The sequence below is a fragment of the Variovorax sp. LARHSF232 genome, from assembly GCF_052871435.1.
In genome coordinates, this window is sequence record NZ_JBIXJS010000001.1 from 988761 (window position 1) to 1003597 (window position 14837).

Below are 14837 nucleotides of genomic sequence, written 5' to 3' on the forward strand. Positions count from 1 at the left end.
TTCGACTCACTTGGCCAGTGCCGGGATCTGCGTCACCGTGTTGGTCGGCGGGCCGGCAAAGGTGCTCTTGAAGCTGCCGATGGACAGCATGTCGATTTCCAGCAGGAAGGGGCCTTCGGCAGCAGTCGCCTCGCCCAGTCGATCCGCCAGGTCTTCCAGCCGCGACACGCGCGCATGCGGCAGCGCCAGCGACTTGCACAGCAGCGCGTAGTCGGGCGTGTGCAGGTCCACGTAGCAGCGCCGGCCGCCGTACTGCGCGTCCTGGATGTTCTTGATGACGCCGTAGCCCTGGTCGTTCATCAGCACGATCACCAGGTTGGTCTTCTCCTGCACCACGGTGGCGAGCTCGCCCAGGTTCAGGATGAAGCCGCCGTCGCCCGCCAGGCAGAAGGTCTTGCGGCCCGATCCGGTCGCCGCGGCGCCGACTGCTGCGCCGATGGCCATGGGCATGCCCTGCCCGATGCCGCCACCGGTGGCGTGCACGCCGGCGTTGGGCTCGAACACGCGCAGCTCACGGTTGCCCCAGGTGCTGTTGGAGACGGTGACGTCGCGCACCCAGTTGAAGTTGCGGCCCGCGATCGCCTGGATCTGGCGCACCAGCTCGGCATACGGACCGAGACCGTCGCGCAGGCTGGCCACCGCCTGGTCATGGGCGGCGCGCAGGTCCTTCAGCAGGGCCGGGTCGGCCTGGTATTTCGCCGCCTCCAGGCGATCGGCCAGGCCTTCGAGGGCCAGGGCCGAGTCGCCGCAAATGAACGCGTCGGTGGCGTAGCAACGGCCTTCGACAGCGCCGTCGGCGTCGATGCGCAACAGCGGGCGCGGCAGTTTCAGCTCGTACTTGAGCGTCTCGTTGCCGCGCAGGCGCGAGCCCACCACCAGCATCGCGTCGCAGGTCTGATAGAAGGCCTCGACCGGCTTCTGGATGTTGTAGGCGCCCAGCGAGCCGGCATCGTCTTCCGGCACCGTGCCGCGGCCCTGGGTCGTGGTAACCACGCCGAAGCCCAGCTTCTGCAGGCGCCGGATCGCGGCACCGGCATGGCGCGCGCCGCCGCCCACCCACAGCATCGGTCGCTTGGCTTGCGCCAGGCGCGCGGCCAGCGCATCGAGGCCGGAGGCCGAAGGCACGGCCACGTCGACCGGCAGCGGCGACAGGTCGTCGGGTAGGGTGGTCAGCGCCGACTGGATGTCGATCGGGATCTCCACGCTCACCGGGCCGGTGGGTGCCGTCATCGCCACCTGCACGGCGCGCTTGAGCGTGCCCAGCACGTTGTCGATGCTGCGCACGCGGAAGGCCGCCTTCGACACCGCCTTGAGCATGGTGAGCTGATCGGGCGCCTCGTGGATGTACGACATGCCCTGGTCGATGTAGGGCGTCTCGATCTGGCCGGTGATGTGCAGCACCGGCGCGCCGGCCGTCAGGGCCTCGACCATGCTGCCGGCGATGTTGCCGGCCGCCGGGCCGGTGCTGGTGAGGCACACACCCAGGCTGGAGGTGGAGCGCGCGTAGGCGTCCGCCATGTTGCCGGCCCCCGCCTCGCCACGCGCCGGCACGAAGCGGATCGCGCCGCGCTGCGCGAAGGCATCGAGGATCGGCATGTTGTGGATCGAGATGACGCCGAAGGCCGCCTTCACGTTGCACTGTTCGAGGAAAGCGGCGACGACGGCGCCGACGGTCACGGTGGGTCTGTTGTTGTCAGGCATGGCGGGAATGGCCTCCGGAGATGTCGAGGTGGCTGCCCGTCGTGTACGAGGACAGGGGCGAGGCGAGGAAAAGAATCGCGCGTGCGGCTTCCATCGGAAGACCCAGGCGACCCAGCGGAATGTGTTTGTCTTGCGCGAGCTGGCGGCTCCAGGTGGGCCAGTCCAGCGACTTGTCGTCGCGCGCCTCGAAGCGGCGACGCCATTGGCCCGACTCGATCAGGCCGATCAGGATGCCGTTGACGCGCACGCCCTCACGCGCGAACTCGGTGGCCATGGAGCGCACCAGGTTCAGAAGGCCGGCGCGCGCCGCCGAGGTGGCGACCATGTGCGGCTCGGGCTGGCGTGCCAGCAGCGAATTGGCGCACACGATGGCTGCATCGCCCAGCGCGGCGCGCTGCGCCACGAGTTGCGGCAAAAAGGCGCGTGTGGGATGGATCACCGAAAAGAACTTCAGGTGCAGCTCGTCGGTCCAGGCCTGGTCCTCGGTATTGGCAAAGGTGGAGACGCGGCCCTGGCCGGCGTTGTTGATGAGCATGCAGGCCGGGCCCAGCGCGGCCTCGCTCTGGGCGGCGAAGCTGCGCACCGCGCCGGCATCCAGCACGTCGCAGGTGCGGGCAAACAACTTGGCCTGCGGCCGGCTGGCGCGCAGGCCGCTTACCGCCTGCTCCAGGCGCTGCGCATCGCGGCCGCACAGGGCCACGGCGGCGCCGCAGTCGAGCAGCAGTTCCACCGTGGCCAGGCCAATGCCCGAGGAACCGCCGGTGACCACGGCCACGCGGCCGGCCAGCGCATCGGCGGCCAGGAAGTTGTTGCTGGAGAAGGCGGCTTGCGAGCTCATGGCAATGAAAGAAATGCGATCAGGCGCGGCCGGCGCCGCGCAGCGGCACCACCTTGCCGTTGGCGGCAGCGGGCGCGTAGTTCAGGAGGCCGGAGATGGCATCGGCCGTCTCGCGCACGCGGCCCACCATCTCGTCGATGCGGCCTTCCTCGATGTGGCCCGAGGGAATGGTCACGCCCAGCGCCGCCACGATGTGGCCGCTGTGGTCGCGCACCGGCGCGGCGATGCTGGAGATGTTGGCTTCGAAGAAGCCTTCGCCCAGCACGTAGCCGCGCTGGCGGTCGGCCTGCACCATGTCGAACAGCTCGTTGACGTTCTTGGGCGTGCTCGGCGAGAAGGTCTCGAGCTTGTCTTCCGGGTATAGCGCGCGCAGCTGCGGCAGCGTGAGGTCTTCCAGAAGGATGCGACCCAGCACCGTGGCATGGGCCGGCAGGCGGGTGCCCACAGTGACCGAGCTGGCAAAGGGCGTGGCCTGCGCGACCTTGGCCACGTAGACGATGGAGCGGCCGTCGCGCACCACCAGGTTGCAGGAGGTGTGCAGCTCTTCCGACAAGCGCTGCAAGAGCGGCGTGCCCAGCTGCGTCAGCTCCAGCGAGGCCAGGTATTCGAAGCCCAGGCGCAGCACGGCCAGGCCCAGGCGGTAGTCGCGCCCGCCTTCGGCGCGCTCCAGAAAGCCCATGTTCTCCAGGGTGGTGAGCAGGCGAAAGACGGTGGAGCGCGGCAGGTCGAAGCGGCGCGCCAGCTCGGGCGCCGACAGGGTGCGGTGCTCTCGGCTGAATTCGCACAGCACGCGCAGGCCGCGCTCGAGCGCGGGCACGTTGTAGCGGTCGGCGCCTTCTTCGGTGATCTCGTTGTTGCTCATTGCCTTGGCTCTCCAGTTGTTGCGATGGCCCGATTGTTGGCGCTGTTCTTCAGGCCCACCTGGCGCTGCAGCAGCAGCGCAGCCACGAGCGCGGGCTGCTCCACGTAGCTGGCGTGGCCCGCATCGGGCAGCAGCTCGAGTTGCACGCCGCAGCGGCGCGCCACTTCTTCGCAGGCTTGCGGCGTGGTGACCACGTCGAGTGCGCCGCATGCCACGTGCACCAGCATGGCCGGCGGCAGCTCGGCCAGCAGGTCGGCGCCGCACAGCAACGCGACCGCTTGCGTGTAGCCGGCCGCGTTCAAGCGGCCCATGTTCCAGCGCACCCATTGGCGCGCCAGCTCGTTCGCATCCGGCGACAGCAGCCGCTGGTCGGCCTTGGCCGCCATGCCGGCAATGCCGTCCTGCGCCAGTGCGTCCAGGCGCTGCGCATGCACGCGATGGCGGGCTTCCTCCTTCCCGGGCGCACCGTAGCCGGCGGCCGGGCTGATCAGCACCAGCCTGGCAACGCGATCGGCCATCGGCGAGCCCCGGCGCGCCGCATGCACTGCGGTGATGGCGCCCAGCGAATGGCCGACCAGCACGCAGCGCTCGATGCCGAGTGCTTCGAGCAGTCCTTGCAGGCGATCGGCATAGTCGGCCGCGCTCGGCTGGCTTGCTTCAACCGGCGTCGAGGTGCCGTAGCCCGGCGCATCCCAGGCGATGACGCGGGCGCCCTCTTCTTCCAGCCGCAAGGCCGTATCGAGCCAGGAGGCCGCACCGGAGCCGATGCCATGCAGGCACACGAACACCGGCCCGCCGTTACCCAAGCCGCATTCGCGCATCGACACCGTGGCGCCGCCGCGCACGGCCACGCCGCGCGCAGCAAAGCGTGTGTCCAGGCGTGCCAGTTCGGCATCGGGCAGCGGAGCAGCGGCGTGGCTCATCGCGTCAGGCCTCAGCGCTTGATCTTGGCGAGCGGGTGGTCGGCCGGATAGGTCGGCGTGATGGGCTTCTGGGCGCCCAGCATCACGCACATCAGCGCGTCTTCGTCGCCGATGTTGATCTCTTCGCGGTACACGCCCGGCGGCACCGAGATCAGGTCGCGGTCGGTCATGATGGTCTCGAAGCGCTCGCCGTCCTTCTCGATCACCACCTTGAGCTTGCCGCGGATCAGGAAGAACACTTCCTCCACGTCGGTGTGCAGGTGCGGCGGGCCTTCGTGGCCGGCCGGAATCACCATGGTCGAGAAGGTGAAGTGCTCGGCCGGCACGGTGTTGACGTCGGCCATCACGCCGGTGCCGCCGGTGCCCACGTAGCGCATCTGCGCGCGGCGGAACTTGGCGTCGTGGTCGGCCTGGAACTTCAGCGCGTCCCAGTCGTACTTGCGGGTCGCGTAGCGGGCGATGCGGGTGTTCATCCACTGCGCGAGGGTCGTGCCCTCGGGCTGCGCCAGGGTGCTGCCCGCGCCTTCGATCTTTTGTTGTTCGGACATGTCGCTCATCGAATGGACTCCTTGTTGGCGATAGGAAAAAAATCAGTGCAGCACGAAGCCGCCGTTGACGGCCAGCAGCTGGCCGGTGACGAAGCGCGAAAGACCCGACAGGCCGAACAGCACCGCGCCACAGACGTCGGCCGCCTGCTGCTCGCGCGGCAGCGCGCGGCCGTCCATGTAGTGCTGGTGGCGTGCAGCGGGCACGTACTCGGTGGCTTCCACCAGCGTGAGGCCGGGCGCCACGGCATTCACCGTGATGCCGCCCTGGCCGCCCCACTCGCGTGCCAGCGAGCGCGTCATCGAGATGACGGCGCCCTTGCTCGATGCATAGGCCAGCAGGTTCGGCGCGCCCCAGAGGGCCGTGTCGGACGCCAGGTTGACGATGGCGCCGCGGCCCGATGCGGCCAGCGCTTGCTGGCAGGCCCGGCTCATGAGCCAGGTGCCGCGCACGTTGACGTTCATCACGCGGTCCCAGGTGTCGATGTCCAGCGCATGCGCATCGCGGCCACCGGAGTTGGTGATGGCGGCGTTGTTGACCAGGCCGTCCAGCCCGCCGAGCATGCGGATCGCTTCGGCGGCACCGGCCTCGATGGAGTCCGGGTCCGACAGGTCGATGCGGAGGGCCTGCGCGTCGAAGCCCGCGTCGCGCAGCGCACTTGCCTCGGCCTGCGCCAGCTCGGCCAGGATGTCGGCCAGCACCACGCGGCCACCGGCTTGCACGATGCACTTGGCAAAGGCCAGGCCCAGGCCACGCGCCGCGCCGGTCACCAGCACGCGGCGGCCGGCCAGCAGGTTGGCAGGCAACTCGGCCAGCAGGGCCGAAAGGCTCTGCGCGTCGGGGGTCGACTTGGGTGCGCTCATCTCAATCCGCCTGGATGCCGAGCTCTTTGATGATCTTGCCGAAGCGCTCGAAGTCGGCCGCATTGGTCTTGGCCAGCACGTCCGGCGCGCCGCCCAGCGGCGTGGCGCCCAAGGTCGCCATGCGGGCCACCACGTCGGGCATCTTGAGGATCTCGTTGAAATGGCCATTGAGCTGCTTCACCACCTCGGCCGGCGTGCCCTTGGGTGCGAACAGGCCATGCCAGGCGCTGACTTCCAGATCCTTGTAGCCCAGCTCCAGCAGGGTCGGCACATTCGGCGCGAGCGGCGAGCGCTGGCGGTCGGCCACCGCGAGGGGCAGCATCTTGCCGTTCGGCAGGTAGGGCGCGACCGGGCCCAACGTGATGTAGGTCAGCGGCAGATGGCCGCCCAGCACGTCGTTCACGGCCGGCGCGACACCGCGGTAGGGCACGTGGTTGATCTTCACACCGGCAGCCTTGTTCACCATCTCGCCCAGGATGTGCATGGGCGAGCCGGCGCCCGGGCTGGCGTAGGAAAGCTGCTGCGCCTTGGCGGCCGCCAGCACGTCCTTGAAGCTCTTCAGACCCGAAGCCTGGCCTGCCACGAGCAACAGCGGCAGCGTGCCGGTCTGGATGACCGGCGTGAAGCCGTTCAGCACGTCGTAGCTGGCCGAGCCATTGGTCTTGAGCACCAGTTGCGCGATCGAGAAGGTGCTGGGCGCCAGCAGCAGCGTGTAGCCGTCGGCCGGCGCCTTGGCCACATAGCTGGAGCCGATCACGCCGCTGGCGCCCGGCTTGTTGTCCACCACCACCGGCTGACCGATGCGGGCAGCGAGCTTTTCGGCATAGACGCGCGCCAGCGCGTCGGTGTCGCCGCCGGCGGGATAGGCAACCACCAGGGTCACCGGCTTGCCGGGATAGCTGGCCTGGGCCAGGGCCGGGCCGGCCAGCGTCGCGGCCGCAAGGCCAAGGCCGAAGGCCAGCGCGCGACGACGTGCGATGTTCATCATGATGTGGGACTCTTGCGATCGAAGTTGGAAGGAGTTCTTGGGTCGCTTCTTCGAATCTTGATGTTCCATATACGAAACGCGGTTTTATTCTTGAAACGACCCACGAAGGATATTTCGCGAAGGGGCCGGCGCAATTAGGTAAAAACCCTTGGTTTACCTGCGCTTACACGGGCAGAATCGCTCCGCCATGAAGACTTCCCTGCCCCCGGCGCTGGTCGCCGTCTTTGCCCCCACCGGCGTCTTGCGCGCCTCCATCAACCTCGGCAACCCCATCCTGGCCGGCCGCGACGCGAGCACCGGCGAACCTGCAGGGGTCTCGGTCGACCTGGCGCGCGCCTTCGCCGGTCGACTGGGGGTCGGGGTCGAGCTGAAGGTGTTCGAGAAAGCCGCCGCCTCGGTCGAGGCGGTGCGCAAGGAAGAGGCGGACATCGGCTTCTTCGCGATCGACCCGGCGCGCAGCGAAGGCCTGTCGTTCACCGCGCCCTATGTGCTGATCGAAGGCAGCTACCTGGTGCCAGCCGGCTCGGCGCTGAAGCGCAATGAAGAAGTGGACCGCGAGGGCCTGCGCGTGGCCGTGGGCAGCGGCAGCGCCTACGACCTTTTCCTGACGCGCGAATTGAAGAAGGCGCAGATCGAGCGCGTGGCCGGCGCCAAGGGCGTGATGGAAGCCTTGCGTGCCGGCCACGTCGAAGTGGCCGCCGGCATTCGCCAGGTGCTGCAAGCCGAAGCGCAAGCCGACGCGATCGGCCTGCGCTTGCTGCCGGGCCGATTCATGGTGATCCAGCAGGCGATGGGCCTGCCCGCCTCGCGCGGCGCTGAAGCCGCGGCTGCGCTGGGCGCCTTTGTCGAGGAGATGAAGGCTTCAGGCTATGTGGCCGATGCGCTGGCGCGGCACAAGGTGCAGGGTGCCAGCGTGGCACCGGCGGCTTGAGCTCCTAGAGCATTTCTTCCGGCAGCACCTGCAGCATCAGCCAGTCGCGAAAGCGGTAGAGCGGATTCAAGCCCGGCTCTTGGCGGCGCACCGTCTCGGCGCCGTCGATATCGCGCTCCACCCACAGCATGGCGCCGTCCGCTTCGTCCAGGCGCAACTCGTAGGCACCGGGGCCGCGTTCGTCGATCAGCTGGCGAAATTGCGCGGCCAGTTCGGTGCTCTCCACGATCAGGCCAAGCTCGGTGTTGAGCCAGGCCGAACGGCCGTCGAAGTTCATCGAGCCGATGAACATGCGTCGGCCGTCGATCACCGCCACCTTGGCATGCAGGCGCCCGGTCGACGACTTGAAGTTGCCCAGGCGCCGGTCGCGCACCACCAGCTCGGCGCCAAGCTCGTACACCTTCACGCCGGCCTTGAGCAGGCGCTCCCGGTAGCGCGAGTAGCCGCCGTAGACCAGGGTCTCGTCGGTGGCATTGAGCGCATTGGTCAGCACCACCAGCCGGACGCCGCGGCGCGAGGCGTCCTCGACCAGCGCCAGGCCCCGCTCGCCGGGCACGAAGTACGGCGAGACAATGAAGACTTCGTCGCGTGCGCCTTGTACCTGCGCCAGCGTGCGCTGGGTGACGCTGTCGGCAAAGGCGGCCTCCGGGTCGTCCTGCCGGATCTTGGCCGGAAAGTCCGCCAGCACCCGCGCATCGGCCCAGACCTGGGTGAGCCAGCCTTGATCGAGCTGTGTTTTCACCGAGGGCAGGCCCAGCACGTCCAGCCCCGGCTCGTACAAATCCCTGGCGAGCGGTGCAAAAGCGGCATCGAGGCGGCGCGCTGCCTCCTCGCGTTCGGGCACCGGCTGCAGGCTGGCCATGGGCCGCACCTCGGCGCTGTTCCAGTAGTCGTCGAAGGTTTGCGACAGCTCGCCGACGGCCTGCCCGCTCACCAGCAAATCGATGTCGACGAAGTTGGCCGTGCCCGAGAGCATGAAGTACTCGTCCGCCACGTTGCGCCCGCCGGTGATCGCCAGGCTGTTGTCGACCACGAAGAGCTTGTTGTGCATGCGCCGGTTGACGTGGCGCAGCTCGCCCAGCGAGCGCATCAGCCGCCAGGGCAGCGGGCCGCTGCGCGCGGGCAAGGGGTTGAACTGGCGCACCTCGAAGTTGGGTTGCACCGCCAGCGCCGCGTACAGGTCTTCGCTGATCGGCGCATAGAGGCCGTCCACCAGGAGGCGCACGCGCACGCCACGCGCGGCCGCTTCTCGCAGGCCGCGCAGGAAGGCCAGGCCGGTGACGTCGCGCTGCAGGATGTAGTACTGGGCGTCGATGGACTTCTGCGCGCGCTCGGCCAGGGTCAGCCGCGCATTGAAGGCGGTCGGCCCCTGCGCCAGCAGACGAAAGCCGGACAGGCCCGGCGTCTCGGGCCGGTCGGCGCGGGCGATGCGCGCCAGCGGCGTCTGCGCCACCTCGGCGACGGCAGGCGCGCTCGTGGGTGGCTGCGCCTCGAAGGGCGGCAGCGAGGCGCAGCCCACCAGGACCAGCAGCACGCCCAGCAGCCAGGCGCGAAGCAACAGCGCGCGAATTTGCATCGACCCCAGGGCGCCGCCTAAAGACCCAGGGCCGCGAGCATCTGCGCGGGCGACAGCGGCTGCGGCCTAGCCGGCCAGACGTCAAGCAGCTCGACCATCTTGGCGTTGCGCGGCGCGTCCATCCCGTGGGCACGGGCCAGCCGCACCACCTCGCCGCTCAGCGCGTCAACCTCGGTGCGGCGCCCCAGCGCCAGGTCGTCGGCCATGCTGGAGCGCGCCTTGGCGTCGATCTTGAGCATGCGCGCGGCGACGATGCGAAACAGGGGCGACGGCAGGCGCAGCACGGCGAGCAAGCGCCGCACCGGCAAGGCCGCCACCTGCGCCGGCTGGATGCCGGCACGCGCCAGCACGTCCAGCGCCTCTTCCATCAGCGCGGCGAAGCAGCGCCGGTAGCCGCGCTCCATCAATTCGGCGCGCAACGGCAGGCCCGACAGCGCGTTCACGGGGTTGTTGAGGTTGAGCAGCAGCTTGCCCCATTGGATCGGCAGCGCGTCGCCCACCAGGTCCAGCGGAATGCCCGCGCGCTCGAACACGGGCAGCCAGGACGCGAGCGCCTCATGCTGCTGCGCCACCAGCCGCCCCGCCGTGCCGCGGTGGTAGGCACCGGGCGCCAGTTCGGCCACGTTGTAGGGCACCATGCCCGGCAGCACGGCGAGCCCGGTACCGGCCTGCGCCGCCACGGCAGCATTGGAGATGCCGTTCTGCATCGACACCACCAGGGTGCCCGCGGGCAGTGCGGCCGCGAGCTGCGCTGCCGCCTGCGCCGTGGCGCCGCTCTTCACGCACAGCAGGACCAGCGCCGGCCGCGCGCCCGCCGGCACGTCCTGCGCGAGACGCAATTGAGCGGCAGACAGCGCGGCCTTGCGGCCATCCAGGTCGGTCAGCGCCAGGCCATGGGCTGCCAGCGCATCGAGGGTGCGTGCTCGGCCCACCAGGGTGACGGGCACGCCGGCCGCCGCCAGGCTGCCGCCCAGGTAGCAGCCGATGGCGCCTGCGCCCATGACGAGCACATCACCGGGGACTGGGGTCATGAAGTGAGTTCCTCGTGTTGTTCTGGATGCGCGCCGGCGATGCGCCACCGGCCGCGCGGCGCCGATCATGCCTCAGGCGCCAGGTCCAACTTGTCGTTGCGAGGGCGCGCGCACAGCCAGTCGAGCTCGACGCGCAGCAGGCGGATGGCCGCCTCATGCGCTCGCGTGTGTTCGCCGCGCCCCTGCTGGCCGGCCAGCATCACCAGCCGCAACTGCACGCGCTGCAGCCGTGCCTTCAGCCGGCCGGCGCGCGGGCCGAAAGCGCGGCCCAGGGCTCGGCGCTTGGCCAGGCGCCGCAGCGGTGCGCCCAGGCGGCGCCGTTCGTCGTCGCGGATCAGCTCGCGCTCGGGCACGAAATGCTCGGCCAGCGCCCGCAGGTGGCGGCCTTCCACCCGCGAGGCGGTGCGCCAGATCAGCCAGACCGCCACCAGCGCGGGCAGGCCCTTCAGGAAGGTGAGCGCCGCCATGGACGCGATGCCGTTGCCCGGGATCGCGTCGTTGAGCAGCGGCGAGTTCCAGACGAAGTGCAGGCCCCAGGCCAGGAGGAAATACATCAGCGCGAGCAGGCAGCGCCGCGTCAGCGACAGGTCGCGCCGGAACATGAAGCACACCACGCCGAAGGCTGCCACGGTGGTGTAGGCGGCGTGGCTCCACAGCCCGTTGAACAGCCCGCGCATGACGAAGTTCAGCGCCACCGGCGCCAGCTGGCTGTCGGTGGCGAAGTGCACCGCGGAATTGACCGTGTAGCCCAGGTTCTCCACCACCTGGAAACCCAATCCCGACAAGGCGCCCAGGATCAGCACCGAATGCGGTGTCTGGAACTGGTTGCGTGCGATCTGCATGATCAGTACCACACCGATCAGCTTGAGGAATTCCTCGCTGGTCGGGCCGGCCAGCGCCGCGCCCCATTCGGCCGCGAAGGTGGGCGACGCCAGCTTGGCCGCGAGGCCAAGCATGGCGACATTGCTCGGGGCCGCCAGCCAGACCGCGCCCAGCCCGCCCCAGGCAAAGGCCATCAGGTAGGCCAGCGGCGGATGCTCCTCGAACAGGTCCAGCAGACGAAACAGCAGCAGGAAGGGCACGGTGTAGAGCGACCACAGCAGCAGCCCGGCCAGCACGGTGGTGGGCACCACGCGGTAGCCGGTGGCGAACAGGTTGAAGGTGTAGAGCGCGCCGTTGGCCAGGAAGAAGATCAGCAGCCAGAAGGCGGCGCGGCGCGGCTGGAAGAAGCTGTCGAGCCCGACGGGCCACTCGCCGGCTTGCTGCAGCGTCGGCTGCTGCGCGCTCACGGCAGGGGCTCCAGGCGCAGGCTGTCGACCATGGCCTCCGCTTCGTCCAGGCTGTTCTGGGCGCCCTCGGGCGCGCCGTGAAAGTCGACCTGGATCACCAGCTGGTGCGCCACATCCGTGATCTGCCAGTAGCGACCCGCCGCGCTGGCGCCGTAGTAGGCGAAGCTCATGCCGCTCAGGCCGCTCCTGGTATGGAAGGGCTCGGGATCGCCCTCGATCTGCAGGCGGCGGCCGCGCTCGAAGCGGGCCAGTTGCCGGCCCAGGGGCCCCTCTGGGCCGCCGCGCCAGTCCTCGACACGAATGGTGAAACGGTTGGCGTCGCGAAAGACCGCCGAGATGCTGCCGCTGCGGCTTCTGGCGGCGTCCAGCTTCCATTTCTCGGCCGGCTGGTAGTACACGCCCTGCCCCGCTTCCAGTTCCAGGCCCGGCGCAATGGTGCGCCCGCCCGGCACGCTGTCGTTCCAGGCCGTCAGGCCGCCGACGAAGAGCGCGATCAGCGCGAAGATCAGTGCCGACACCCAGGCGGTGCCGTAGGGCACGCGGCGCGGCAGTTCCGGCGGCGGTCGGCGCCTTTCGGCCGGGGCTGTGCCGGCTGTGCTGGTTGTGCTGGCAGGTGGCAACGGCATGACGGTGCCGCCGCGCTCCTGGCTCATCAGGCGCGCTGCGCCACCCAGGCCTGCACCGACTGCAGCGCAGCCGGCAGGGCCGCCGCGTCGGTGCCGCCGGCCATCGCCATGTCGGCCTTGCCGCCGCCCTTGCCGCCGACCTGCTGGGCCACGAAGTTGACCAGCTCGCCGGCCTTGACCTTGGCCATGGCGTCGGCGGTGACGCCGGCCGCCAGCTGCACCTTGCCGCCGTCGACCGCGGCCAGCACGATGGCGGCCGTCTTGAGCTTGTCCTTGAGCTTGTCCATCGTGTCGCGCAAGGTCTTGGCGTCGGCGCCATCGAGCTTGGCGGCGAGAACCATGATGCCGTTCACGTCGACCGCCTGGCTCACCAGTTCGTCACCCTTGGACGAGGCCAGCTTGCCCTTGAGCGCGCCGATCTCGCGCTCAAGGCTGCGCACCTGCTCCAGCACCTGCGTCAGGCGGCCCTGCACTTCGGCCGTGGGCGCCTTCAAGGTGGCAGCCACGCTGTGCACGGTGGATTCCAGGTCCTGCAGGTAGGCCAGCGCATTGGCGCCGGTCAGCGCCTCGATGCGGCGCACGCCGGCAGCCACGCCGCCTTCGCTCACGATCTTGAACAGGCCGATGTCGCCGGTGCGGGCCACGTGCGTGCCGCCGCACAGCTCGCGGCTGGTGCCGATGTCCAGCACGCGAACCGTATCGCCGTACTTCTCGCCGAACAGCATCATGGCGCCGGTCTTCTGGGCCGCCTCCATGTCCATCAGCCGCGCCTGCGTGGCGGCATTGGCCAGGATCTCGTCATTGACACGGCGCTCGATCTCGAGGATCTGCTCGTGCGTGACCGGCGCGTTGTGCGCGAAGTCGAAGCGCGTCTTGTCGGCGTCGACCAGCGAGCCCTTCTGCTGCACGTGGCCGCCCAGCACTTCGCGCAGAGCCTTGTGCATCAGGTGGGTCGCCGAATGATTGCGCACGGTGGCGGCGCGGCGCGCGGTGTCGACCTGGGCCAAGACCGTGTCGCCCACCTTCAAGCTGCCTTGCGTCTGCACGCCGTGGTGGCCGAACACGTCGGCCTTGATCTTCTGCGTGTCTTCCACGCCGAACTGCACGCCCTGCGCGCTCAGCACGCCGGCGTCGCCCACCTGGCCGCCGCTTTCCGAATAGAAGGGCGTGGTGTCGAGCACCACGATGCCGGGCTGGCCTTCACTCAGCTTCTCGACCGGCGAGCCCTCGAAGTACAGCGCCACCACCTTGGCCTGGCCTTCGAGCTGCTCGTAGCCGGTAAAGACGTTGCCGGTGCCGGCGTATTCCACCGCGCGTTCCATCTTGAACTTGCCGGCCGCGCGGCCGGCTGCCTTCTGCTTATCCATCGCGGCCGCAAAGCCCGCCTCGTCCACCGCCACGCCGCGCTCGCGGCAGACGTCGGCCGACAGGTCGAGCGGGAAGCCGTAGGTGTCGTGCAGCTTGAAGGCGACCTCGCCCGGCAGCACCTTGGCGCCGTCGGCCAGGGCCGAATCCAGGATCTCCATGCCGTTGGCCAGGGTCTCGAAGAAGCGCTCTTCCTCGGCCTTGAGCGTCTCGGTGATGCGCTTCTCGTCGGCCACCAGCTTGGGGTAGGCCTCGCCCATCAGCGCCACCAGGTCGGGCACCAGCTTGTGGAAGAAGGGCTTCTTGCAGCCCAGCTTGTAGCCGTGGCGAATGGCGCGGCGCACGATGCGGCGCTGCACGTAGCCGCGGCCCTCGTTGCTCGGGATCACGCCGTCGGCCACCAGGAAGGCGGTGGCGCGGATGTGGTCGGCGATCACGCGCAGGCTGCCATTGGCCAGGTCCTTCTCGCCGGTCTCGCGCGCGGCGGCTTTCACCAGCTTGTCGAACAGGTCGATCTCGTAGTTGCTGTGCACGTGCTGCAGGATGGCGGCCAGGCGCTCCAGGCCCATGCCGGTGTCGACGCAGGGGGCCGGCAGCTTCTTCACGCTGCCGTCGGGCTGCATGTCGAACTGCATGAACACGTTGTTCCAGATCTCGATGTAGCGGTCGCCGTCTTCGTCCGGGCTGCCGGGCGGGCCGCCGGCGATCTCCGGGCCGTGGTCATAGAAGATTTCCGAGCAAGGGCCGCAGGGGCCGGTGTCGGCCATCATCCAGAAGTTGTCGGACATGTAGCGGCCGCCCTTGTTGTCGCCGATGCGCACCACGCGCTCGGGCGGCAGGCCGATTTCCTTCGTCCAGATGTCGTAGGCCTCGTCGTCCTCGATGTAGACGGTGGCCCAGAGCTTCTCGGCCGGCAGCTTGTAGACCTCGGTCAACAACTCGAAGGCCCACTTGAGCGACTCGCGCTTGAAGTAGTCGCCAAAGCTCCAGTTGCCCAGCATCTCGAAGAAGGTGTGGTGCCGCGCGGTGTAGCCCACGTTCTCCAGGTCGTTGTGCTTGCCGCCGGCGCGCAGGCAGGCCTGCACCGATGCGGCGCGCACGTAGCTGCGCTTGTCTTCACCCAGGAACACGTCCTTGAACTGCACCATGCCCGAGTTGGTGAACATCAGGGTCGGGTCGTTGCCCGGCACCAGCGGGCTGGACGCCACCACCGTGTGGCCCTTGGAGGCAAAGAAGTCGAGGAAGGTCTTGCGGATGTCGGCGACGGTGAACGTGGGCTGGCTCATGGTGTTGCGTGG

13 protein-coding genes are annotated in these 14837 nt (G+C 69.2%); 1 reads left to right on the forward strand and 12 read right to left on the reverse strand.

Going from position 1 to position 14837, the window contains the following annotated elements; translation table 11 throughout:
* Nucleotides 1-6: 6 nt before the first annotated feature.
* Genes ACIPRI_RS04700 through ACIPRI_RS04730 form a run of 7 tightly spaced genes read right to left on the reverse strand, consistent with a single transcriptional unit; the run spans nucleotide 7 to nucleotide 6718 of the window.
* Nucleotides 7-1701: a thiamine pyrophosphate-binding protein gene (locus ACIPRI_RS04700; RefSeq protein ID WP_446588982.1), complete on the reverse strand. Its 1695-nt coding sequence runs from the start codon at nucleotides 1699-1701 to the stop codon at nucleotides 7-9.
* Entirely contained in the window at nucleotides 1694-2539 is an 846-nt protein-coding gene (locus ACIPRI_RS04705; protein ID WP_446588984.1) for an SDR family oxidoreductase, read from the reverse strand. The genes ACIPRI_RS04700 and ACIPRI_RS04705 overlap by 8 nt, the downstream gene beginning before the upstream one ends.
* Before the next feature lie 19 nt (nucleotides 2540-2558).
* Nucleotides 2559-3401, reverse strand: coding sequence for an IclR family transcriptional regulator (locus ACIPRI_RS04710; protein ID WP_446588988.1), 843 nt, complete (start codon nucleotides 3399-3401; stop codon nucleotides 2559-2561).
* Nucleotides 3398-4324, reverse strand: a complete 927-nt coding sequence (locus tag ACIPRI_RS04715) for an alpha/beta fold hydrolase (protein WP_446588990.1) — start codon at nucleotides 4322-4324, stop codon at nucleotides 3398-3400. Before ACIPRI_RS04715 ends, ACIPRI_RS04710 begins: the two co-directional genes overlap by 4 nt.
* 11 nt (nucleotides 4325-4335) lie before the next feature.
* Nucleotides 4336-4881 carry a cupin domain-containing protein gene (locus tag ACIPRI_RS04720; protein WP_446588992.1) on the reverse strand — a complete coding sequence of 182 codons (546 nt, stop codon included), beginning with the start codon at nucleotides 4879-4881 and terminating at the stop codon, nucleotides 4336-4338.
* 33 nt (nucleotides 4882-4914) lie between these two features.
* Entirely contained in the window at nucleotides 4915-5733 is an 819-nt protein-coding gene (locus ACIPRI_RS04725; protein ID WP_446588994.1) for an SDR family oxidoreductase, read from the reverse strand.
* A gap of 1 nt (nucleotide 5734) precedes the next feature.
* Nucleotides 5735-6718, reverse strand: a complete 984-nt coding sequence (locus tag ACIPRI_RS04730; protein WP_446620382.1) for a Bug family tripartite tricarboxylate transporter substrate binding protein — start codon at nucleotides 6716-6718, stop codon at nucleotides 5735-5737.
* A gap of 190 nt (nucleotides 6719-6908) precedes the next feature.
* Here ACIPRI_RS04730 and ACIPRI_RS04735 point away from each other — a divergent pair, with 190 nt between their 5' ends.
* Nucleotides 6909-7652, forward strand: a complete 744-nt coding sequence (locus ACIPRI_RS04735; RefSeq protein WP_446620225.1) for a transporter substrate-binding domain-containing protein — start codon at nucleotides 6909-6911, stop codon at nucleotides 7650-7652.
* A 4-nt stretch (nucleotides 7653-7656) separates the two neighbouring features.
* On the opposite strand, the gene ACIPRI_RS04740 is transcribed toward ACIPRI_RS04735, so the two are convergent.
* From ACIPRI_RS04740 to alaS, 5 genes are all read right to left on the reverse strand, one after another.
* Nucleotides 7657-9228, reverse strand: a complete 1572-nt coding sequence (locus ACIPRI_RS04740; RefSeq protein ID WP_446620226.1) for a phospholipase D-like domain-containing protein — start codon at nucleotides 9226-9228, stop codon at nucleotides 7657-7659.
* 17 nt (nucleotides 9229-9245) lie between these two features.
* The gene (locus tag ACIPRI_RS04745) at nucleotides 9246-10259 is read right to left on the reverse strand and encodes a 2-dehydropantoate 2-reductase (RefSeq protein WP_446620227.1); all 1014 of its coding nucleotides are present in this window, start codon (nucleotides 10257-10259) and stop codon (nucleotides 9246-9248) included.
* Between the two features lie 65 nt (nucleotides 10260-10324).
* Nucleotides 10325-11548, reverse strand: a complete 1224-nt coding sequence (locus tag ACIPRI_RS04750; RefSeq protein WP_446620228.1) for a PrsW family intramembrane metalloprotease — start codon at nucleotides 11546-11548, stop codon at nucleotides 10325-10327.
* Nucleotides 11545-12201, reverse strand: coding sequence for a hypothetical protein (locus ACIPRI_RS04755; RefSeq protein ID WP_446620229.1), 657 nt, complete (start codon nucleotides 12199-12201; stop codon nucleotides 11545-11547). Before ACIPRI_RS04755 ends, ACIPRI_RS04750 begins: the two co-directional genes overlap by 4 nt.
* Complete coding sequence (alaS, locus tag ACIPRI_RS04760; RefSeq protein WP_446620230.1) at nucleotides 12201-14825, reverse strand: alanine--tRNA ligase; 2625 nt, start codon at nucleotides 14823-14825, stop codon at nucleotides 12201-12203. Before alaS ends, ACIPRI_RS04755 begins: the two co-directional genes overlap by 1 nt.
* Nucleotides 14826-14837: the final 12 nt, after the last annotated feature.